The sequence below is a fragment of the Psychrobacillus sp. BM2 genome (genome assembly GCF_048572895.1).
GTDB lineage: Bacteria > Bacillota > Bacilli > Bacillales_A > Planococcaceae > Psychrobacillus.
The window spans coordinates 1,705,063-1,724,241 of the sequence record NZ_CP183878.1 but is presented as its reverse complement, the minus strand read 5'-3'; the positions used below and the strand labels follow the sequence as shown (position 1 = coordinate 1,724,241).

Genomic DNA, 19,179 nt, shown 5'->3' with positions numbered 1-19,179 from the left:
AGCTGTTCAAAAGTTGTCCTCCAGTTGGCTGGTAGAACTATGTACTATTGATTTGCATCTTTATAAAGTAAATGTAAATAAGGAATCACAAGCATGATACCCCATAAATATAAAGATTCAATTAATATAGTTGATATATCATCTTGAATCCCTACATAATTCAGTATTAAAGGCACAATCCCAATGCTTGCTATTAAAAATGTTACATGAGCAAATATTCTTTTCCAGTTTAATAATTCAAGAAAATTACTATATTTTTCTTTAAGTGATTGACGCCTTATTATTCGAATATATAATCTCCACAGTTTTTTATAAAGGTAATAAGAGATTGCATATACAATTATTATACTAAAAAATACTGATTTTGCTAGTAGATCATCCGGGCTAGAGGAAGTTTTGGACACGAATTCAAATAATTCATTAATTTTATAAATAGTATTTAATCCCTCCCATTTTCCCCATTCTTCTAAAATCCAAAGGTTAAAAAATACAAAACTTGTTGCTAAAATTGATAAAAAGAACATTATTATTAATGTTAAAATTTCATTTATATAATCACCAACCTTCCCCAAATCATCTAGTGGCACATACATAAGTAAAAATGAAAACAACCAAATAAAAATTATGACCAGTAATATGACTACAAATATTATTACTTTTAAGTTTAGGTATTTTGGTATAGAGACTATCGAAAAAGTGTATAGAAATATAAAAATTTTAAAATATAACCTAATTTCACCAATGTTTCTAATATTTCTTCCTCCTAATAATATTGTCATATATATTAGTCTATAAGACCTAAAGACATATACCTGTTTTTAGTTCAAGTATACCAAGAACAATCATTCTATTACAATTGTAAAAAGGACAACAAATGAATCAGAGTTTAGCCGTTCATGTGTTGTCCTCCAGTTGGCTGGGGCGGACTATATTTTTGTGATTTTTAGAAATTCACCAGTTAGATCATGTCCAAGTTCGCTGAATAAATTGTCATGTATAGCAAAGCTAGGTGTCTCATATCTATACTCATTTCCTAATATATCAGTAACGAATAAAGAAATATTACATGCATAGTTTGAGTATCTATTATTCTCTAGGTAAAACACTAATCCCTTTTCAGAACCATTTACACTACCATATAATTCTAGATATACTTCAGCATTTGTGTCTGTTGCATGCCGGGTCATATATTCACCAAGATGATAATAATTTCCCGTTTCTTCTTTTATCACTACATAGTTCTTACCATATGATTCGTAATGTGTAATTTTAAATAACGGTCTTTTTTCTAAATTGAATTGTTGTTTCTGAATATCGACCTGTTCCCCAATGCGTTTCACTGAACTGTATGTGATGGTAACTCCGGCAAGCGAAATTAGAGCTAAGGCAATGCTTACATAGTCACCTACATTTATTACTCTTTCCGGTACTACTTTTAATATAATCATAGATATTAATGTAAAAAGTAACAAACCGAATATTACATGCGGCATATACTTCAAAACTCTTCCCCCTGTTCCGTCCGCATCCTCTTAACTTCCCCTTATAAATACCGGAAAATTTTACTTTAATCTAAACCAGACGATATTAATTGACATATTAAACTTTGTTTGTAAATGATTTAATTGCAATTGCACCTAGCACAAGTCCAAAACTTAACAGTGAAACTGAATCTGCTTTAGTGGAAAAGTGATTGAAAAAAGATTCGTTTGCGATAAATATTGCTGGCAAAACATTAAGCGAAAGTATTGCCAAGAATAAAAATGGTAACTGTAATATACCAAATAAGACATTTAACTTTTTTGCAACCGATACATATTCTGAAAAAGCAAAAAATATACTACTTAAACTAACTCCCACTATATATTCCTTTGGTAACTGAATAATAGAATTAATAAACCCCATAAAAACAAAACTAAAAGCAGTAAAAAATAATATCCAGTTAGAATCACTATGATTAAATTTATCACTAATAATTCGTTTTTCTTTTTCTTTTTCAACTTCCTTCAAAACTCTTCTCCTTCTTCCACTCGCATTCTCTTCACTTTCCCTTGATGCGTCACAATCTTATATTCCCCGTGTGTCGGAAGTTCTCTGAGTTTTGCTTTTCCGTCGCAGATAACAATTACACAACTGGTAGGTATATCCATTATATCGACAGTTAACTGCATTGTTCTAGTGTCTATTTCTAAATTATCTACTTTCACCAGGACCCCTCCAATATGTTATAATTTTCTTGTGAGAGACAGGAGGAATCTTGTCTTATTTTTTATGTCATTTACCGGAGGCATTTTATATGCAAAACTTCATTAAAGGACTTTGGAATTCTATTGGAGTTCCAATTATTGCATTGATTATTGCTGCACTTTTTCTTCTTACCGTTGCTTACTTTGGAGATAGTATTTTTCGATTCCTTTTAAACTTATCTTTCTAACGACGCTTTTGGGTCGAAATTCGAATATATTTTTTTGCTATTGATTAATTAGTAGAAATAGATTATTATTTTCATGAAAGGCAGGGGATGTTTTATGGAACAATTTTTGTTTCCTAATGTGTCTTGGTATGTTAAAGACACTAACAGCAAAACAGCACCACCTTTCTTTTATATTATTTAAATAACTCATACTAATTGGTTGTATAGTCAAGGTGCCCTATCTCTTAATAATTGGAGAATGGAAAGCCTTTTTTTTAACATATAATTTCTGATAATCAGATTCTTTAAATCTCTCGTTTTACAATTCATGTATTAACTCCAGTTGCACTTCACTTAAACGATTTTCAGCTATCTTTATATATTCTGGATTAAGTTCAACACCAACAAAATTACGACTGTGTTTTAGGGAAACCAATCCTGTTGTACCCGAGCCGAAGAATGGATCCAAAACAACTCCATTGATTGGGCATCCAGCCAATACACAAGGCTCAATTAAATCTTCCGGGAAAGTTGCAAAGTGCGCTTCCTTTAATGGTTTAGTCGAAACTGTCCAAACTGATCGCTTATTTCTTTTCTCACGAATAGCTCGAAATGCCTCTTTTCCATACTTGCCATCGAAAGAACCACGAACTTTATCTTTTCTTCTTTGCTTTTGCGGTTGACCGAAAGCACCTCGAGATCCTCTAATATCCTGAGTGCCATAAATAGCTGGTTCCTTAATGATTTCATGATCGTAAAAATACTTAGTTGATTTACTTAATAAAAAAATATATTCATGTGATTTAGTAGGTCGATCAGTTACACTTTCAGGCATTGCATTAGGCTTATTCCATACGATATCTTGTCTTAAATACCAACCATCTTGTTGGAGTGCAAAAGCAACTCTCCAAGGTAACCCAATCAAGTCTTTAGGTTTTAAACCATTCACAACTTTAGGTAATTTCACAATCCCATTAAATTGACCTTCACTTTGCATATGATTATTACCTGGATTTCCTCGACCATCTGCATTTCTACCTTTGCCACTTCCTGCATAAGCATCGCCAAGATTTAACCAGAGCGTTCCATCATCTCGTAGCACTCGCTTAACCTCATGAAAGACTTCTACTAGCGATTTTACATATTCCTCTACAGAACCTTCTAAACCAATTTGACCATCCACTCCATAATCTCTTAACCCCCAATATGGTGGACTTGTAATCACAGTGTTTACACTCTGTTCTTTAAGTGTTTTTAAAACATCAAGGCAATGTCCTTGATAGATTTTATTAAGTTCCATTGCCATCACCCTTTCTGATTCGCTTTATGGTCGAACTTTCTAGCAAATCAGTTCCAATTGGCCCTCTGTATTTGCTACTAAATCAGTTGCGTAATCCTCGTTTATTACGACTTCAAATATTGCTTCTAATACCGAAACGACGATGCTATTTCCCGCTTGATGATATAGAGTTCCATTCAAACAACCTTCTTTTGATGGATGTTCTTTAGCAGCTGCATCGAAATCTAAATCATCAAATCCCATCAATCTCCAACATTCGCGTTCAGTAAGGTATCGAAAAATTTCACCGTCAACTCTTATCACTCCACTATTCGGACAACGCATTTGTTTTGTTGTAATTGTATAAACGTACTCTTTCACTTCATCCAACATTCGACCACCAAATGTTCCAGGAACTATCGGTTTACCTGGTAACTTCTTAATCATGCTCGGCTGCGTAACAATATACTTTTCATCAACTTCCGATTCTAGGAATTCCTCTATAGATCGCATTGGACTTTTCCGTAACTTGCTGAAATCAAAGTAGTTATTACCTAAAATGGAAACCGTAAAAATCCTTTCTTTTGCTTGAGGTATTCCATAGTCTCTTGCATCTAACACTTGATAGGAATTGGTATATCCTAACGATTCCATGTCACTCAAATAATGATTGAAAGCAGGTATCATTTTTTTAGATAGTACATTTTTAACATTTTCCCAAATTACAACTTTCGGTTTCCAGGCGCCAAGGTTTTCAATGATTTTAAGGGTTTCAAATAATAAGGAGCTTCTTGTACCATCTTCGACGTTTCCGCCGTATTGTTTCCCTGCTATAGAAAAATCCTGACAAGGCGAGCCATGAATAAGTATATCCGGTTGTAACGAGTAACCTACAACACTTTCTGGTCTGTAGCGATTAACAAACATTGCATTGTAAGTACTAACTGCTTTTTCATTCCACTCTACATAATCAATTGATTTATGTTCGATACCAAGATTGATTAAAGCTTTTCTTGGAGCTCCAATCCCGCCGAATAATTCAAGTATTTTTATCAATCTTTTCACCTCTTTTTATTTCACCAAATGTGTCAAAAGTGCGGTAATCAAATTGCTTTCAAGTAATGCAGTACATACCCCTTATCTCTTTTAACTTGATCGCAATTCAAAACAAAATCTTCGTATGGAATGGACTTTTTTCCATCTCCTATGTAGCCCTTCCATGCTTCTTCTAGCATCTCGAATGGCAACAGGTAGGTTTCGTATTGTCTTTTCGTAAAAGAGATTAGTAGGAACGCTTTTGCACCTTTTTGATGCCAAGATTTCAATATGTTGAACTGGTGCTCATGTACATTTTTCAAAGGAAAACTTGTGGTGATATTCGTTTCTTTCGCATCGAATACGATTGCTCGCCCATCTTTCACACCGAAGTAATCGACTAACTCACCTTTTGTAACATGACCTGATACTTTACCTTTTACATTGCTAGTTATTTTTACTGGAGTAGGGATCTTTCGAACATCCGCTACTCCTTTATTGCGATATTGGGTATTCGCCATATCTATTATTCTTTCAAGGCCCATGCCTCTGTTTGCTTGTGTATGCTTGTATATCTTTCTCATGCTCTCAACCTCTCCTGGTATGCAAGTTCTTCATCAATCGTCACCTGACGTTTTAAGAATTCAGCTTCGGCTTCCTCATGCTTTCTTTTGCAAACTGGACCATAGCCCTCATTAATACTTTTAGATGTTTTCAGAGGACGGTTGCAACGATTACAAGTACTCATCTCGCACCTCCAACAATATGTTTTTCACGCAAAATCGTTTGTTTCTGATGTCCGAACGATTGAAATAGACATTTCCCAGAGCAATACATTTCCGAGCCTTTACGCCAAACCTCGTCGCCTTTATGGATAGGCTTTTCACATCGATTGTTTTCGCATGCTGCAACTGGTTTCATTCCGCCACCTCCAGTAAGTGAGGATGCTCGTAGATATTGCCTATTACTTCGACATAACCGTTATACTTTAGCTCCCCTAAACTATTTTCAATTCTAGACACGTTCCAAAACACCCACTCGCTCAACCACTCAACTTCACCTATACCGGTATCTATCCCTTCAATTTCATCTGCACCATTAGTAACTTTTACAATATCTCCCTCATAAATCTCCACACCGTTTTTGTCTTTTAGACCTGTGTATTCAAGTAATTCAACCTCATTCAAGCTATAAACTTTTGAATCCCATTCATAATGACTATTTGTTAAGTCCAAGCACACCGAATTAGCAAACCAAATAGTCTGAACCGGAAACACTTCATTTGTTTCAATTATTCTTGCTTTAAACTTAACCTCTCTCACGATTCATCCTCACCTTCGAAGGAGATGAATGATTCAACTGGATAGAAACCTTTAAGTTTTCCTCGCTTATACCAATCTTCTAGATATTCCCTTGATTCTGAAGAAGATTTTTTGGAAATATGTTCTCCATAATCTCCATCTCGAAACTCCCCAACTTCACGACCAATGGAATTCCACAATCGACGTTCTTTTCCCGCTTTGATTTCTTCTGATGTGGCGTGTCTAATTTGACTGACTCTCCAACTGCAAGAGTAAGAATGGTCGAAAAGTAAAACGCTTCGGTCGCCTATTTTTGAAATTCTATGAATTTCTCCGATGCTTGAGTTCCCATCTGTAATTACAATCCAATCCCCAACTTTAAACTGAGGTTCGACTTCGTAAATAGTCCTAGCTAAAGTCCAAACATCTAATTCGTTAAGACACTTATGGCTCGTTGCCCACGGTTCAGAATGTTGATCATTTAATAATTCTTGATGGGTAAATTCTGGATCAGCCAGAACATCTTTTAATTTATCCGCTTGTTCCTGTGTTACTTTCACTTTTTCTGTCATTCTGTTCATCCTCCCATTAATTCTTGTCTTAACCGTTCACGTTCAACTGCTATATCTGAATTTTCTTCAATAGGCACTGTTGGCTTGTCTATTTTTCCAAACCAATCAGGTACTAATTCAATCTTCGCCACCTTTTTGTTTGAAAAAGAGTTTGCTCGACGTTGATCAGCTGCATTCACTTCATCCAGCGTTTTTAATAATTGATTCTTCCAGTTGATTAAAATAGAGTTTACATATCTCACTTTGTTTGACGCGTTAGCTTCTAAAGCTCTTTTAAAAGCTTCTAAAATTAACTCAACAGGATGAGCATCAATCATGTATCCTAATTCTTCACCAATATGAGGAACTAAAGGTCCTATATTCTCTTGATAGAATTGAGTGATTTTAGCAAAGTCTTTATCAATCATTTCATTATTTTTTTTAGTTAATTCATCATCAATATTTTCGTCTTCTGTTGTATGCTGTTCTTTACTATTCTTTTCTTTACTATGCTTTACTTTACTTTGGGGATTAATGTTTACATCAAAAGAGTTAATGTCTACATTAATACTCTTAACAGAGAGGTTTTTGTATACCTTAATGTCCTCCAACTCCAAAAGTAGGTATTCTTGCACCATTTCAACCTTTTGCCTACGACCAACAGCCTCTAAAAATCTGCTTTGTATTCCATTGGACGTAAGCACTCCATAGGATTCGAACACTTCCCTATCAAATAAATCCCACTTAACACAATCATTAACGCATACATTAATTAAGTTAATGTCTACATTAACTCTCTTCGAGAAAAGTAATTGTTCCGTTTCTGTCCACTTAGAGAAATAACCGTCTTTATAAATTCGCATTAATAATTTAATAACTATCGCAAACCCGATTGGACCATGTACGGCTTCGACCAACTGGATCTTGTCATCTTGGTCGATATCTACATCAAGTGGAAAGTAATCCAGCCCTTGTTTTCTAGGTCTTGCCATTACACTTCCTCCTCATTTTTGCTTTTTGTATAAAAATGGGGGAAAACCCCCTCTAAATTAAACTAATTTGTCCTCAAACACTTGCCCTGTCGCTAAATCATATTCAGTTGATTTTTGTTCATCGTGTTCTTCAACAACGCTATAGTCAGTAACATCGATAATGTCGCTCATATCAGCCGCAAAATCATTTTTTATAGTAGAGTCTGCATCAATCGTTTTCTGCAACTCAATGGATTTTGGAGCATATTTCAGTACCTCTTTTAATACTGTTTTCTTGGCCATTGCATCAAAGTTTGTTTTCCAAGGACTTGTCCAACCTTTTTGCACTGCTTGAGAGAACTTTTTAGCATGTTGATCAATACGTTCCTTCGTCCAGTAAACGAAATCATATCCACCATTTTTTAAGTGATAAACTGCGTAATAACCGATTGGTTCACCTGTTGGCTCAGTTGATGGTTTATGCACTAAATCTTTATTCAATCCATATTGGAACTCAAATTCGTCATTTTCATATACTTCATGAGCATAAATCGCTTTGTATTGACCACTTCGAACCGCTAAATCTATCAACCCTTTGTAACCTAGTTGGAACTGAACGTTCTTTCCGTAAGGAATTAAATAAGCTTGCCCTAAGCCAGTGTTTGGTTCTACTCCTAGTTGAGCTGATTGCATAATAGCTGCAAGGAAAGATGTTTGATCACACTCAAGAAGTTTTGGAGTTGTACGAACTGCTGTTAGTGCGATACGTGCGATTCTGTCTGCATCCATATGTTTAGGTAATGCACGTTGAATTTCTGGACCCATTCTTTTTAGTAATGCATTCAATGTTTTTTCAGGAGATACCTGATTTTGTACTGCCCCGTTCGCTTTTTGTGCTAATTGATTTTTTACGTTCGCCGCTGTTGCCATTATTGTTTTCCTCCTATTTAATTAAGAATTTGCGTTCTGACGTTGTATTGGAATACTTCTTAAAGAGCTCCGGTTGTTCTGCCTTCAATCGTTTTGTGTCAATTCGAGTAACATTAGCTGATTTCCATGTGACCTTTCGAGTACCAGCAAAAGCTTTCTCAGTCGTTCCCATGAAATCTTTAATTTTGTTTTTGTATTCCTTCTCTTTTGTTTGAAGGTCTTTTAAATCATCTTTCAGTTGATCTAATGCATCGATAAGCATTTCAGCTTCAGAAGGTAGATTAATCTCACTATCTGGCTCAGACTCAGGATAAAGAGCTTTGAGTAAATCCACTGAAGCATCCGAACCATCGAATGCCGGTGGAATCTCTTTTAATACATGATTTTCCCAAAAATCTTTTTCAATTTGGATTAAAAAATTGATTAACTCTTCATCACGTTCAACTTTCTTAAAGATGAACTTATTGCCACCAATCAAAACTGCAATGTGCCAAGCCTTATATCCTGTAACTGCCATGTAATGTTGTATTTGAAGTAAGTAGGCTGCAGGGATTTCATCTTCTTCCCATTCACCCTTTAGAAATTCAGAAGCCGTCTTACACTCGAGCCCCTCTTTCTTGCCAATAATTAAACGGTCCACATTTGCAAACATAAACTCATGTTCTGGATGCTTTAAAATAGCGTTTCTACGTCTCACTTTAAGACCTGTTCGAATACTAAATTCCTGTGCTACGATATCTTCCATCACGTTGCCCCAATATGCAGCTTCACCAGCCGTATCTTCTAATGGAGATTGCCCGACCTTATCCAAATAAACTGCTACTGGAGATTTCCATTTGTTTAGTCCTGCTATTGAAGATACATCACTACCGCCAATTCCTTTTCGTCTCGCCTCGAGCCATTGTTCACGACTCATATCTACTGTTTGAACTAATGATTGAGCTTGCATGTTAGCCCTCCACTTGATATTTTCAAGGTCTCTCGTTATAATGAAATTACTTAATAATTCGAGAGACCTTGATCCGCTACTCCAATAGCGGGTTTTTTTATGCGCTTAAATCCACCGCTAAGTTTTCTTCTACAATATGTTCGCCCATATGCTCTGTTGAGCAATACAAGTAACCATCCCATTCAAATCCTTCACCTTCATATAAATCTTCCTTGCAATGACGATAGTTGCAGCAACCAGCCTTTCTAGGAGCTCTCAACTGTTCTTCATATCCATAGCCTGATACCATTTGATTTTCTAACATGTTTCCACCTCCTTCCAAGTATTAGCAGGTTTTCCTCCTTCTCTGTCGAATTATGTAAGAGAAGGAGGTGATAAAAATGAATAGACAATACGTTTCATCTAGTCGTATCCAAAGTGTAGGTTGGGAAAACGACATATTAGAGCTTGAATTTAAAGACGGTGCTATCTATCATTACTACAATGTTTCGGAATCAGAATACCGAAACTTTATAAATTCCAGTTCGCTTGGTTCAGAACTTTCAAGGCTCGATAAAATAAAGGATTTCAAACGAATTAATTAAGAATTAGTTATTTGGTATACCCAAAACATCCGTTACAACTTTTACTGATTCAAAGTCAATTACAATTCGAGTGTGTGGATTGTAGTTGACTTCTAGAAATTTAATCAACGGTCCAGAGATCAGCTCAAGTTCATCCATTAATTGCTCTCGTTTTTTTCTGTTCTGTTCTAAGTACTTTGCGTTTTTTTTCATCTATCTCACCTCTTCCTGTGGGTTGAATCCCATCAAGAAGCTCACAAGTATCTGAGGAGGATGCACGGCTTACCAACCGTTCTTATGAGCTTCTTGACGAGAGCCATAAGCTCTGTCATAATCAAAAATAGGAGATATATTTTTGTGCTGATTAACTTGTCCGAGTTAGTCAGCTTTTTTTGTGCCTGTAATATCTCTCCAAAGGTAACCAAAGTAAATCGATGCTGCTATTGTCACTACCGCGACCATTACTTGTTCTGGACTATTGAGCATGTCGTTTCACCACCATCACATTAACGCCAGCTGCAACTAACTGGTCTAGCAAAGTTTTTATATTGTCTTCTGCTATCTTTTTCTCAGCTAATCTCTTCAATGTTTCTAAGGAGTTATTAATGTCCTGAACAAACATAAGAGCCTCTTTCAAATCCCCTGTTTTTACACAATCCTCGATAGCTTTACCGCAATCTAAAATACTTGCGTGTTCTCTTACAGCTGCGTGGTAATCCTGGTTTCTGAAAAGATCCTGTTTCATCTTGTACCTCCAAGGTATCCAGCACTTGTGAGTGCTTTATAATGTTTGTCCCACACTCCTGTGTAGCTTATTTCCGCTTCTTTACATACAACCGCAACCATATGATCTATTGCTGTTTGCGCCTCCACCAGTTCATCCAGTACACTTTCTAACAACTGTCTTTCAAATAGTTGTAGTTTTTTTAATGGCTTTGATAAAGAAAAACTTTCAAGCGTTTCAAGAGCTTCTCTTAATTCCTCCAACGTCTTTTCTTTCACGCTTGAACGATGGAGATCTACATTCGGTCCATCCAACCATTTAGGACCTGTCCCTGTATATTCATTCCGGATGGTCATCGCAAACTTCGGATTATCAAACTTGTTTACTAGAGTACGAGATATATCAGTAGGCACCTTAGACCTCCCATTCTCGTATTTTGAAACAGTTTCACGAGTTAAATTGATTTCTAATCCCAGTGATAACTGTGTTTGCTCCCCTCTCATTTCTTTCAACATTTCCCCCACTTTACTTCTAGTCATTTTTCCCAACCTTTCTATATATTGGATTCACATTTCATTAAAGAGTTAACTTGTAGTAGACCGTTGACTATAGGTTACAAAGCTATAATTAAATTACAGAGAGATAATTCGAGTTATCTTCAACCCATTGAGTGTTTTTCTCAATCCACTTGAATAGGAGATCCGTAGGAATTAGTAATCCTGCTTCACGAAAGACTGGAAAGTCTGGTCTTCCTAATAACTCAGATGTTTTTGTTTGGCTGATATGCAAGAGCGCCATTAGCTCTTTTCTTGTAAGGAATGGCGGTAACTCCTTGACCTTACTAGAATCCATTGCATCTCTTACTTCCTCGCGGATAATCTGCCGCAATGCCTCTGGATCAAATTGAACACTTAACATGTTTTCCTCCTTTCGGCTGTCGTTTGACAGCCCCTCATTTATGCTGCGCGTCTTGGAATCCAAGCTTCCACGTATCTAATTGCAACTTGTAGATCCTTGCGCTTAACATCCTTATATGAAGCAACACCGAATCTATCTTTAATCTCACGGTAGATTTCGCGGAATAACTTAGGTCGTAATTCAGCAATGCTTTCCAGTTCATAAACTTTAATTGCAACTGCTTTTTGTAATCTGCGTTGTTCACCATGGTCAATGGTGATTTGGTTCTCCACTTTTTCTTTTAAATCATTTACTTCACCTTTGAGGACCTCGACTTCTTCAGATGTTTCTAGTGATAATCTCATTGATGCTCTTAGTTGCTCTTTTTCTGTAAGTACTCTTGGTTTTTCAATTAATCTGTAATACTCATCTACTAAAGTTTCATAAGCATCCCAAGCTTCATCTGTGTTGAGTGATTTTGCATGAAGCCATGCTCCTTTTTCCGTCCATAGGTATAAGACTTGGGCATTTTTTGAACCATCGTCAATTTGTACATGGTTTAAAAACTCATGTTTTTCATTACCTGTTAAAGTAAAGAAATGTTTACCTTCTTTGTAACGTTCAATGTTACGAGTGAAGTTTTTGCTGATTTGTTGTTTGTCAGCACCATAACTTGCTGCTAATTGTTTTGTAGTTAAAACACGTTGACCACTTTGTTCAATTGTTTGTAATTGATTCACCTTCATTCCTCCTATGCTAGTTGTTTATGTTCCTTAAAAGAACATTCGTCTTCAAAAAAAATCGACCACTCAAAATTCAGTGTTTTCGCTATTTTCTTAGCGACATCAACAGTTGGCGTTTTAATGCCTAATTCAATTTTAGTGTAATAACTTCTAGAAATGCTAGATAACTCAGCTACTTCGTATTGAGTTTTCATTCTGTTCATTCGAGTGTCTTTCAACCAACGTCTCACGCTAAACCCTCCTTTCGTTCCTTTAAGGAACATCTTATAAACTTATAATAAGTCACTTAAAGGAACATGTCAACTATCAATACAATTAAAAGTTATACTTTTAGGAACATTTATAGAAGTTACTATCAGGAACATCTATAATGTACATATATCTACTAGGCAGGTGAGTGTTATGGAAAAGTTTGCACAAAGATTAAAGTATTGCAGAGAACAGAAAAAGTTATCTAATCCTAATTGGACTCAAAAATATGTAGCCGATAAAATTGGAATGGCTCGTACTACATATACAGCTTATGAGAATGGCACAAAATTACCTCCCTTAGATATAGTAGATAGTCTCGCTACATTGCTAGAAGTCTCTACAGACTTCTTATTAGGTAGAACAGATATTAAAGATCACAACACTATTAATACAAATGCAGAATTCGAAACCTGGGTAAACGACCCACGCTCCAAAATATTGTTTAAGGAATTCAACGAGAGTTCAGAGGAGCAAAAAGAAGCTTTGCTAAAAATGTGGGAAATATTGAAGAGTCAAGGCAAGTTATAGAACAGTAATACGAGATATAGATTTCTATGTCTCTTTTTTTATAAAGTAAATATAGTTACATTTACGCAAGTCCATGGTCATGGTGATATATCAAGGAGGGATTTTTAGTGAAAATAAGAAAACCGCGTTCTCCGTTGAAAAAGATCCAGTCAAAAGCAAAGAGATCAATTAAGAAAGCTGTTGTTCCCGGATACGGTAAAGGTGGAGCCACCGCTATGAAAGATCCTGCAAAGTATATTGCAAAAAAACTTACAGGACAACCCTTGTCAAAAAACAAAAAGAAGAAAGGCTTTCTTTCCTTATTCAAGTGAGGTGATAACCGCCCTCACTGTTCTTTTCATTTACACTATTACTTTTACAATTGGAAATAATATCAACAGTTTCTTCCACCTCTGCAGATACTGCAGGAAAATACTCCATTTGTATCAAAAGATATTCATGATGCTAATATAAAAAGTAATCGTAAAAAAGATGAGATGACTAGTGAGAGATAATGATAAAAGAGGCTAGAGGAGTAACTAATGAATATCATAGATTTTGAATGGTTAACTAACATAATACTAAATATACTTGATGAACTAGGATTATATAGTTCAAATACTAATTCAGAAAAAGTAGAAACCAATATAAAAAATATTTTAATCTCTTTTGCGGTTGCAGTACCTTCTTTGATATTTATATATAGTATGATAATTAAACATCTTTTTTTAGATTCTTTTGATATAAAATTATTTCATAAAAAAGACCATCTAGTGATTCAAACAATTAAAAATCTTACAATTTTGGCGTTTGCTTCAGTTTGGTTCGGAACGTTAGAATTTCTGTTTTATGTACTTATGAAGCAAATTACTTTCATACAAAACGCTTTGATGTTGTTACTTGCATTTGCTTTAATATTAACTTTCCTTTTTTGGATATATACATCCATTCATTGGATTATATGTAGAATTATCAATATTATTAAAAAGTTATTCAATAATCCTACATCAACTAATCCGATTTGGACAATCACAAAATGGAAACAGTTTAAAGAAAAACATCAGGATATTTATCTATTCATTTTAATCTTTGTATTTGGCACAATGGGAGCCATACAGTTCGATTTAATATTAGGAGATTCAGAAAAAACTACTGAAGCAAGTGATTATTTAATACTATTATGTTTAATAATAATGCCAACCATCATTTTAATGATGTTTAATAAGTATATTCCAACCAGACATAAGCTTCTTAAAGTAACCAAAGACAAACCAAACTATGAACTATTCTTGGAATATTTTATTAATGATGATACGTCTGTCCTTACAAATAATAAGAAAACTATTAGAGTAATTAAGAAGAACGTAGGCGAATATCACCTATATGAAATTTACGAAGTTGTTAAAACTCAAAATATAGAAACATAAATAATTAGAAAAATATTTCCCTAATCCCCTGCTTCCATTTTACATAAATTTAAGAAATATAGTATTTGCTATGTCTCTTTTTTATAAGTTAGATGTAGTTATATTTACGCAAGTCCATGGACATAGAGATGGACTCAATTGTTTTACAGATACTAAATCATTTTATAAAAGGAGGAATTTTAATGACAGGCGTAGAAAATACACAAGTAAAAGAACCAGCAAAAGTTATATCTTTCATCAATATGAAAGGTGGCGTGGGGAAGACTACTTTATGCATTAATATTGCTTATACCTTGGAACGTGCATTCAGTAAAAAGGTATTAGTAGTTGATATGGATCCACAATTCAATGCTTCACAATCCTTATTTGAGAAATTTAAAAATTACGAGTATTATTTAGAGAAGAAAAAAAGAAAAGAAACAATAAAATATTTATTTGACCAAGATATATCTCTTGTTTATGGTGGGAAGATACCATCTACTGAATCAAAAATTAATCCAATCGAAGAACTCACTCCTAATCTACATATAATTGCTGGTGATTTAGATATGGTAAGATTAGAATCGTCAGAAAGAGGAACCGAAAACTTATTGAAAAATTATATTCAAACTCTTACTAAAAATGTGGACTATGATTATATTCTCATTGACTGTCCTCCAACATATTCATTTTATACAACTGCTAGTTTGATAGCTTCGGATCTATACTTTGTTCCAATTAAGCCGGATATATATTCAGCATTAGGTATAGACTTACTAAGATTTGTTATTAATCGAGTAGATACTTTACATGGTGCCTCTGCAAAACAACTTGGAACTATATTTACAGTTGTTGAAAATATTCCAACAGTAAATAAAACAATAAAAGATATTATTGAATCGGAACCAGACTTCAATTATTTTGAAAATAAAATGACTGATTTCAAGTACGTTCCTAATGGTAGTATTTCATCGTTTTTATATGATATGGCAACTACAAGAACAGAGATTACTTCAATTACAAGTGAATTTATACAGGAGGTAGCAAAGTGTCCCAAAACCACCTAATTAAAAATATTGTTTTAGTAGCGGATACAAAACATTTAGAAGATAAAAAAATAATTCTTTATGGCATTGTAACTGAAATAATTTTAAGTAATACTTTAATCAAAAAGAACATCACATTCCAAAGTTTCACAGAAGACTTCTTTGGAACTATATTTAAATTTTATGTATATAAATCTCGAACATTATTATTAGCTCGTTGTTTACGATTGGTAGAAAAATATGATTTAGATATGTCAAATGCATTGATTGATAAACTCTTAATTGTTTTTAATATCCAACCTCCAAAAAGTAATAAAAATAACTCAAAAAATTTAGATGTATTATTAGCTTGGAAAAAAGTGATTAACAATGAATAAAACATATTATGATACCAATAAAATATATAAAGAAGATTTCGCCATGTACTTGAATTTTGTTAATAGTCGTGCTCAAAATTACTGTGTGAATGTTAATACCTTTCAAGGTCAACTAAAAAATCTGTATAAACAAGTTTTTAGTTTAATGACCATTCATTCAAAAACACTTTCAAATTCAGATGTACATTTGAAAGAAGCAATTCTAAATCTACCCATTGCCCTAGATCTGTTATTCACAAATAACGTAAATGCTTTTAGATTAATGTCTAGAAATATTATTGAACAATTTAATCGATATTTATATTCTAAAGTTACAAATGGAGAAACTGATACAATAAGACATATGCATAAATTTCTTAAAATGCATTACAAAAAATTTAAAATTAAAAAGTACATAGAAATTTTAACAAGTGAATATAAAAATTTATGTGAATATGTACATGTAACTAAACAAGGCTATTTTTCAACTGAAAACAACCTTTCAGACTATTATTTTAATCCAAGCCAAGATAAAAATATTAAAACTAGCATCAAACTTTTTAATAATATATTACAAAGTATAATGATTATTTTGATATCTGAAGAAACTTCCAATTATTTAACTCTTACAAGAGATGATCAAATTCTAGTAGAATCGTGTATTACTGTAGACTTAAATATGTATGTAATAATAGAGAATTATTACATACGGAGAAACCCCACTTTCATTTAATGGGGTTTTCTTTTATACTTAAAATAGAACGTATGTTCCGAAAGGAGTTAACTTCATGGGATACACATACAACTTGATGGAAGAATACGTGAAGAAAATGTACAACAGTATCGGCATATATTGGCCTCATCAACTAGATATGGAAGAAATAGCTGCAAGGTTAGGTAAAACAATTATCTTCTTACCCTACGGCTCAATGACAGTTTCGGATGCCGTTTTAATAGATGATAGGTTAACAGAATGCGAACAGTGGCAAGATTTTGGTCATGAACTCTGTCATATTGAGTGGCATAATGGAAATCAACGTGTCCTCCCCTTCTCCTTTATGGAGTATCAGGAGTGGAAGGCATCTAATTTTGCATATCACGCTTGTGTGCCTACTTTTATGTTAGATAAATTAGAATTACCTAACACAGAAGCAAAAGCGATATGGGTGATTCAGGAGAAGTTTGGTGTCGAACGTGATTTTGCAGAAAAGAGATTGCAACAATATGTGTGCAATACTATGCAAAACGTATATAGATAGCTTAAATGAAGACTAACAAATTGTTGATTTACAACAACATATGTGACCGTCACACTTCAAAATCACAGCGACAATAATAATGGGATGAACGCTTATGTCTATCTTGAGAAAGGATGATAATATCTATGAAACTAGCTGATTTGTTAAAGGAACTACGAGGAGATGAGTCATTACGAGCGGCAGCTAAACGGATGAATATTAGTTACTCTTATTTATCACTTCTTGAAAACGGAATTGATAAGCGAACAGGCAAACCAGTAAAGCCTTCACCAGAAACTTTACATCAAATAGCTAAAGCATATAAATATGATTACATGAAACTAATTAAAATTTCCGGATATTTGGATGACGAGAAATTTAATCCTGAATTACAAGAACCATTTCCTACTAACCTCTCGTTACAACTATGGTATAAATCTTTACCAAATAACAAAGAAGATGACGTTGAAAAACTAAAAAACATGTGGGAGATCATTCAATCAAGTGTCTCTAAGTAACAGAAAACTGGATGGTGATTATTAATGCATTTTAAACAAATTAATAAAACTACGTGGAGATGTATCGTGGACGGTCCGGTTGATCCATTTACCGGAAAGCGCAAACAAATTGCTAGGCGTGGCAAAAGCAAAGGAGAAGCTAAAGAAAGAGTTGAAAAAGTTATTGAAGAAATTAAAAAATCACATAGCTTTGATTCGAAAGTAAAATTTAATAAATTCAGCGATCAATGGTTAAATCTTTACCGTTTAAAAGGAAACAAGGAAACTACAGTTGAATATCGGGCATACTGTATTACTGTAATTAATAAATATATAGCCCAGCGGAAGACAACTGAGATCACAACCCTCAATTTACAACGAGTATTAAACGATTTATTTGAAAAAGGCACAGCTTATCATACGCTTAGAGGAATTCACAATGCTGCAAAGATGATTTTCAATTATGCTAAAGAAGTTGGCTTAATTGAAGTAAACCCTGTAGATGCAGTATTCGTCCCAAAGAAGAAGCTAACACTTGAAGAAACAAACGGTGAGGATGTATCGAAGTTGTATCTGGAAACAGATGAATTAAAAGTATTTTTAAACACTGTAGATGGTCACCGAAACATAATGAATCGGACATTAATCTATACCATTGCCTTTACAGGAATACGTCCAGGGGAAGCAATTGCTTTAAAATATGAAGACATTGATTTGGAAAAGAAAAGTATTCGAATTAACAAAACTACTTACGCTAAGAAAAGTCTACGAGGTGACTTTGAACTAACCCCTCCCAAAACCATTAGCAGTATTCGAACAGTTGATATTGATGATATTATTGTTGAAAAGTTGAAAGAGTTATTTCAATATCGTGTAAATCGAGAATGGATCCTTTCGGATTATGTATTTGGAGATATAGATGGTATCCCCCCTACTGTTAAATCATTAAATCAAACTGTCCGGAGGTTAGGCGAAAAAACGTCTATAAAAAAACAATTTCGAACTTACATCTTGAGACACACTCATATTAGTTTACTGGCAGAAGCTGAAGTGGATTTAAATTTCATTATGAATCGTGTTGGACATAAAAATTCGAAAACAACGACGGCAATTTATTTACATGTAACTGGTGGAATGAGAGATAATGCTTCACAAAAAATGCATGCTAAATTTACTGATTTACTTAAGGATTAAAACTAAAAAAACTGAGTTTGGGAGAAAACCAGGATAAATGTTATCTTTTTGTGACTTTTTCTTTAAATAGATAAAATTTTTCCTACATAAACGTTGATATAACAATGTTCATGTAGGAATTGAATGCTTATACTCATCGTATGCATTCATGATTTCGCCCTCTTTCTTTTAGTTTCACATCTCCTATTATAACAACATTTTCACAACATAAGCTAATACCCTGTTTTCATCTTTTCACATACTCTTTCGGGATTTTCGTGATTATTAAGACTTTTTTGTTACCCTTCTTTTCCTTGATAATTTCTACCGCCACTAAATTCGATATGA

At 34.1% G+C, this 19,179-nt stretch carries 32 protein-coding genes; 11 read left to right on the top strand and 21 right to left on the bottom strand.

Annotation, left to right across the window (positions count from 1 at the left end):
* Window positions 1-44 precede the first annotated feature (44 nt).
* The 4 genes from ACN6MX_RS07960 to ACN6MX_RS07945 all read right to left on the bottom strand — a co-directional run bounded on the left by ACN6MX_RS07960 (window position 45) and on the right by ACN6MX_RS07945 (window position 2,171).
* The gene (locus ACN6MX_RS07960; protein ID WP_419962085.1) at window positions 45-779 is read right to left on the bottom strand and encodes a hypothetical protein; all 735 of its coding nucleotides are present in this window, start codon (window positions 777-779) and stop codon (window positions 45-47) included.
* 147 nt (window positions 780-926) lie between these two features.
* Complete coding sequence (locus ACN6MX_RS07955) at window positions 927-1,502, bottom strand: hypothetical protein (protein ID WP_419962084.1); 576 nt, start codon at window positions 1,500-1,502, stop codon at window positions 927-929.
* A 97-nt stretch (window positions 1,503-1,599) separates the two neighbouring features.
* Entirely contained in the window at window positions 1,600-2,010 is a 411-nt protein-coding gene (locus tag ACN6MX_RS07950; RefSeq protein WP_419962083.1) for a hypothetical protein, read from the bottom strand.
* A complete protein-coding gene (locus ACN6MX_RS07945; protein ID WP_419962581.1) occupies window positions 2,007-2,171 on the bottom strand; it encodes an XtrA/YqaO family protein in 165 nt (54 codons plus the stop codon). The genes ACN6MX_RS07950 and ACN6MX_RS07945 overlap by 4 nt, the downstream gene beginning before the upstream one ends.
* Window positions 2,172-2,296: 125 nt before the next feature.
* On the opposite strand from ACN6MX_RS07945, the gene ACN6MX_RS07940 reads away from it, so the two are divergent.
* On the top strand, window positions 2,297-2,434 hold the full coding sequence (locus ACN6MX_RS07940) for a hypothetical protein (protein WP_419962082.1): 138 nt from the start codon (window positions 2,297-2,299) through the stop codon (window positions 2,432-2,434).
* Window positions 2,435-2,732: 298 nt separating this feature from the next.
* Here the strand turns inward: ACN6MX_RS07940 and ACN6MX_RS07935 are convergent, their stop codons facing one another.
* The 11 genes from ACN6MX_RS07935 to ACN6MX_RS07885 form a co-directional block, all read right to left on the bottom strand.
* Window positions 2,733-3,713 (bottom strand): DNA-methyltransferase, encoded by a 981-nt coding sequence (locus ACN6MX_RS07935; protein ID WP_419962081.1) that lies wholly within the window; start codon window positions 3,711-3,713, stop codon window positions 2,733-2,735.
* Between the two features lie 39 nt (window positions 3,714-3,752).
* On the bottom strand, window positions 3,753-4,748 hold the full coding sequence (locus tag ACN6MX_RS07930) for a DNA cytosine methyltransferase (protein ID WP_419962080.1): 996 nt from the start codon (window positions 4,746-4,748) through the stop codon (window positions 3,753-3,755).
* A 47-nt stretch (window positions 4,749-4,795) separates the two neighbouring features.
* On the bottom strand, window positions 4,796-5,311 hold the full coding sequence (locus ACN6MX_RS07925) for a Holliday junction resolvase RecU (RefSeq protein ID WP_419962079.1): 516 nt from the start codon (window positions 5,309-5,311) through the stop codon (window positions 4,796-4,798).
* Complete coding sequence (locus tag ACN6MX_RS07920) at window positions 5,308-5,475, bottom strand: DUF6011 domain-containing protein (RefSeq protein ID WP_419962078.1); 168 nt, start codon at window positions 5,473-5,475, stop codon at window positions 5,308-5,310. Before ACN6MX_RS07920 ends, ACN6MX_RS07925 begins: the two co-directional genes overlap by 4 nt.
* Window positions 5,472-5,648 carry a hypothetical protein gene (locus ACN6MX_RS07915; RefSeq protein ID WP_419962077.1) on the bottom strand — a complete coding sequence of 59 codons (177 nt, stop codon included), beginning with the start codon at window positions 5,646-5,648 and terminating at the stop codon, window positions 5,472-5,474. The genes ACN6MX_RS07920 and ACN6MX_RS07915 overlap by 4 nt, the downstream gene beginning before the upstream one ends.
* Complete coding sequence (locus ACN6MX_RS07910; protein ID WP_419962076.1) at window positions 5,645-6,049, bottom strand: YopX family protein; 405 nt, start codon at window positions 6,047-6,049, stop codon at window positions 5,645-5,647. The genes ACN6MX_RS07915 and ACN6MX_RS07910 overlap by 4 nt, the downstream gene beginning before the upstream one ends.
* The gene (locus ACN6MX_RS07905) at window positions 6,046-6,600 is read right to left on the bottom strand and encodes a hypothetical protein (RefSeq protein WP_419962075.1); all 555 of its coding nucleotides are present in this window, start codon (window positions 6,598-6,600) and stop codon (window positions 6,046-6,048) included. Before ACN6MX_RS07905 ends, ACN6MX_RS07910 begins: the two co-directional genes overlap by 4 nt.
* 5 nt (window positions 6,601-6,605) lie before the next feature.
* On the bottom strand, window positions 6,606-7,571 hold the full coding sequence (locus ACN6MX_RS07900; protein ID WP_419962074.1) for a Lin1244/Lin1753 domain-containing protein: 966 nt from the start codon (window positions 7,569-7,571) through the stop codon (window positions 6,606-6,608).
* Window positions 7,572-7,628: 57 nt separating this feature from the next.
* A complete protein-coding gene (gene recT / locus ACN6MX_RS07895) occupies window positions 7,629-8,480 on the bottom strand; it encodes a recombination protein RecT (protein ID WP_419962073.1) in 852 nt (283 codons plus the stop codon).
* Window positions 8,481-8,493: 13 nt separating this feature from the next.
* Window positions 8,494-9,429, bottom strand: a complete 936-nt coding sequence (locus tag ACN6MX_RS07890) for a YqaJ viral recombinase family protein (RefSeq protein ID WP_419962072.1) — start codon at window positions 9,427-9,429, stop codon at window positions 8,494-8,496.
* A 97-nt stretch (window positions 9,430-9,526) separates the two neighbouring features.
* Window positions 9,527-9,733 (bottom strand): hypothetical protein, encoded by a 207-nt coding sequence (locus ACN6MX_RS07885; protein ID WP_419962071.1) that lies wholly within the window; start codon window positions 9,731-9,733, stop codon window positions 9,527-9,529.
* 76 nt (window positions 9,734-9,809) lie between these two features.
* On the opposite strand from ACN6MX_RS07885, the gene ACN6MX_RS07880 reads away from it, so the two are divergent.
* The gene (locus tag ACN6MX_RS07880; protein ID WP_419962070.1) at window positions 9,810-10,013 is read left to right on the top strand and encodes a KTSC domain-containing protein; all 204 of its coding nucleotides are present in this window, start codon (window positions 9,810-9,812) and stop codon (window positions 10,011-10,013) included.
* 3 nt (window positions 10,014-10,016) lie between these two features.
* Here the strand turns inward: ACN6MX_RS07880 and ACN6MX_RS07875 are convergent, their stop codons facing one another.
* The 6 genes from ACN6MX_RS07875 to ACN6MX_RS07850 form a co-directional block, all read right to left on the bottom strand.
* Complete coding sequence (locus tag ACN6MX_RS07875; protein WP_419962069.1) at window positions 10,017-10,205, bottom strand: hypothetical protein; 189 nt, start codon at window positions 10,203-10,205, stop codon at window positions 10,017-10,019.
* Window positions 10,206-10,467: 262 nt separating this feature from the next.
* Complete coding sequence (locus ACN6MX_RS07870; protein ID WP_419962068.1) at window positions 10,468-10,737, bottom strand: hypothetical protein; 270 nt, start codon at window positions 10,735-10,737, stop codon at window positions 10,468-10,470.
* The gene (locus ACN6MX_RS07865) at window positions 10,734-11,255 is read right to left on the bottom strand and encodes a helix-turn-helix domain-containing protein (RefSeq protein ID WP_419962067.1); all 522 of its coding nucleotides are present in this window, start codon (window positions 11,253-11,255) and stop codon (window positions 10,734-10,736) included. The genes ACN6MX_RS07870 and ACN6MX_RS07865 overlap by 4 nt, the downstream gene beginning before the upstream one ends.
* An 88-nt stretch (window positions 11,256-11,343) precedes the next feature.
* Window positions 11,344-11,634: a DNA-binding protein gene (locus ACN6MX_RS07860; RefSeq protein ID WP_419962066.1), complete on the bottom strand. Its 291-nt coding sequence runs from the start codon at window positions 11,632-11,634 to the stop codon at window positions 11,344-11,346.
* A 38-nt stretch (window positions 11,635-11,672) separates the two neighbouring features.
* Window positions 11,673-12,359, bottom strand: a complete 687-nt coding sequence (locus tag ACN6MX_RS07855) for an ORF6N domain-containing protein (RefSeq protein WP_419962065.1) — start codon at window positions 12,357-12,359, stop codon at window positions 11,673-11,675.
* Between the two features lie 5 nt (window positions 12,360-12,364).
* Window positions 12,365-12,586, bottom strand: coding sequence for a helix-turn-helix transcriptional regulator (locus tag ACN6MX_RS07850; protein ID WP_419962064.1), 222 nt, complete (start codon window positions 12,584-12,586; stop codon window positions 12,365-12,367).
* Window positions 12,587-12,758: 172 nt separating this feature from the next.
* On the opposite strand from ACN6MX_RS07850, the gene ACN6MX_RS07845 reads away from it, so the two are divergent.
* The 9 genes from ACN6MX_RS07845 (at window position 12,759) to ACN6MX_RS07805 (ending at window position 18,852) form a co-directional block, all read left to right on the top strand.
* Window positions 12,759-13,136, top strand: a complete 378-nt coding sequence (locus tag ACN6MX_RS07845; RefSeq protein WP_419962063.1) for a helix-turn-helix domain-containing protein — start codon at window positions 12,759-12,761, stop codon at window positions 13,134-13,136.
* A 107-nt stretch (window positions 13,137-13,243) separates the two neighbouring features.
* On the top strand, window positions 13,244-13,447 hold the full coding sequence (locus ACN6MX_RS07840) for a hypothetical protein (RefSeq protein ID WP_419962062.1): 204 nt from the start codon (window positions 13,244-13,246) through the stop codon (window positions 13,445-13,447).
* Between the two features lie 210 nt (window positions 13,448-13,657).
* The gene (locus ACN6MX_RS07835; RefSeq protein ID WP_419962061.1) at window positions 13,658-14,542 is read left to right on the top strand and encodes a hypothetical protein; all 885 of its coding nucleotides are present in this window, start codon (window positions 13,658-13,660) and stop codon (window positions 14,540-14,542) included.
* Between the two features lie 182 nt (window positions 14,543-14,724).
* Complete coding sequence (locus tag ACN6MX_RS07830) at window positions 14,725-15,588, top strand: ParA family protein (RefSeq protein ID WP_419962060.1); 864 nt, start codon at window positions 14,725-14,727, stop codon at window positions 15,586-15,588.
* Window positions 15,570-15,944: a hypothetical protein gene (locus tag ACN6MX_RS07825; protein WP_419962059.1), complete on the top strand. Its 375-nt coding sequence runs from the start codon at window positions 15,570-15,572 to the stop codon at window positions 15,942-15,944. The genes ACN6MX_RS07830 and ACN6MX_RS07825 overlap by 19 nt, the downstream gene beginning before the upstream one ends.
* On the top strand, window positions 15,937-16,656 hold the full coding sequence (locus ACN6MX_RS07820; RefSeq protein ID WP_419962058.1) for a hypothetical protein: 720 nt from the start codon (window positions 15,937-15,939) through the stop codon (window positions 16,654-16,656). The genes ACN6MX_RS07825 and ACN6MX_RS07820 overlap by 8 nt, the downstream gene beginning before the upstream one ends.
* Before the next feature lie 55 nt (window positions 16,657-16,711).
* On the top strand, window positions 16,712-17,182 hold the full coding sequence (locus tag ACN6MX_RS07815; protein ID WP_419962057.1) for an ImmA/IrrE family metallo-endopeptidase: 471 nt from the start codon (window positions 16,712-16,714) through the stop codon (window positions 17,180-17,182).
* 125 nt (window positions 17,183-17,307) lie between these two features.
* Window positions 17,308-17,679, top strand: coding sequence for a helix-turn-helix domain-containing protein (locus ACN6MX_RS07810; protein WP_419962056.1), 372 nt, complete (start codon window positions 17,308-17,310; stop codon window positions 17,677-17,679).
* Window positions 17,680-17,703: 24 nt separating this feature from the next.
* Window positions 17,704-18,852 carry a tyrosine-type recombinase/integrase gene (locus tag ACN6MX_RS07805; protein ID WP_419962055.1) on the top strand — a complete coding sequence of 383 codons (1,149 nt, stop codon included), beginning with the start codon at window positions 17,704-17,706 and terminating at the stop codon, window positions 18,850-18,852.
* The last annotated feature ends 327 nt before the right edge of the window (window positions 18,853-19,179 follow it).

Coding starts and splice junctions, on each gene's coding strand:
- ACN6MX_RS07870 (WP_419962068.1), bottom strand. CDS start 10,737: ATGAAACAGGATCTTTTCAGAAACCAGGATTACCACGCAGCTGTAAGA.
- ACN6MX_RS07845 (WP_419962063.1), top strand. CDS start 12,759: ATGGAAAAGTTTGCACAAAGATTAAAGTATTGCAGAGAACAGAAAAAG.
- ACN6MX_RS07925 (WP_419962079.1), bottom strand. CDS start 5,311: ATGAGAAAGATATACAAGCATACACAAGCAAACAGAGGCATGGGCCTT.
- ACN6MX_RS07920 (WP_419962078.1), bottom strand. CDS start 5,475: ATGAGTACTTGTAATCGTTGCAACCGTCCTCTGAAAACATCTAAAAGT.
- ACN6MX_RS07945 (WP_419962581.1), bottom strand. CDS start 2,171: ATGCAGTTAACTGTCGATATAATGGATATACCTACCAGTTGTGTAATT.
- ACN6MX_RS07860 (WP_419962066.1), bottom strand. CDS start 11,634: ATGTTAAGTGTTCAATTTGATCCAGAGGCATTGCGGCAGATTATCCGC.
- ACN6MX_RS07890 (WP_419962072.1), bottom strand. CDS start 9,429: ATGCAAGCTCAATCATTAGTTCAAACAGTAGATATGAGTCGTGAACAA.
- ACN6MX_RS07815 (WP_419962057.1), top strand. CDS start 16,712: ATGGGATACACATACAACTTGATGGAAGAATACGTGAAGAAAATGTAC.
- ACN6MX_RS07900 (WP_419962074.1), bottom strand. CDS start 7,571: ATGGCAAGACCTAGAAAACAAGGGCTGGATTACTTTCCACTTGATGTA.
- recT (WP_419962073.1), bottom strand. CDS start 8,480: ATGGCAACAGCGGCGAACGTAAAAAATCAATTAGCACAAAAAGCGAAC.
- ACN6MX_RS07875 (WP_419962069.1), bottom strand. CDS start 10,205: ATGAAAAAAAACGCAAAGTACTTAGAACAGAACAGAAAAAAACGAGAG.
- ACN6MX_RS07805 (WP_419962055.1), top strand. CDS start 17,704: ATGCATTTTAAACAAATTAATAAAACTACGTGGAGATGTATCGTGGAC.
- ACN6MX_RS07830 (WP_419962060.1), top strand. CDS start 14,725: ATGACAGGCGTAGAAAATACACAAGTAAAAGAACCAGCAAAAGTTATA.
- ACN6MX_RS07880 (WP_419962070.1), top strand. CDS start 9,810: ATGAATAGACAATACGTTTCATCTAGTCGTATCCAAAGTGTAGGTTGG.
- ACN6MX_RS07940 (WP_419962082.1), top strand. CDS start 2,297: ATGCAAAACTTCATTAAAGGACTTTGGAATTCTATTGGAGTTCCAATT.
- ACN6MX_RS07810 (WP_419962056.1), top strand. CDS start 17,308: ATGAAACTAGCTGATTTGTTAAAGGAACTACGAGGAGATGAGTCATTA.
- ACN6MX_RS07935 (WP_419962081.1), bottom strand. CDS start 3,713: ATGGAACTTAATAAAATCTATCAAGGACATTGCCTTGATGTTTTAAAA.
- ACN6MX_RS07885 (WP_419962071.1), bottom strand. CDS start 9,733: ATGTTAGAAAATCAAATGGTATCAGGCTATGGATATGAAGAACAGTTG.
- ACN6MX_RS07915 (WP_419962077.1), bottom strand. CDS start 5,648: ATGAAACCAGTTGCAGCATGCGAAAACAATCGATGTGAAAAGCCTATC.
- ACN6MX_RS07960 (WP_419962085.1), bottom strand. CDS start 779: ATGACAATATTATTAGGAGGAAGAAATATTAGAAACATTGGTGAAATT.
- ACN6MX_RS07855 (WP_419962065.1), bottom strand. CDS start 12,359: ATGAAGGTGAATCAATTACAAACAATTGAACAAAGTGGTCAACGTGTT.
- ACN6MX_RS07865 (WP_419962067.1), bottom strand. CDS start 11,255: ATGACTAGAAGTAAAGTGGGGGAAATGTTGAAAGAAATGAGAGGGGAG.
- ACN6MX_RS07820 (WP_419962058.1), top strand. CDS start 15,937: ATGAATAAAACATATTATGATACCAATAAAATATATAAAGAAGATTTC.
- ACN6MX_RS07835 (WP_419962061.1), top strand. CDS start 13,658: ATGAATATCATAGATTTTGAATGGTTAACTAACATAATACTAAATATA.
- ACN6MX_RS07905 (WP_419962075.1), bottom strand. CDS start 6,600: ATGACAGAAAAAGTGAAAGTAACACAGGAACAAGCGGATAAATTAAAA.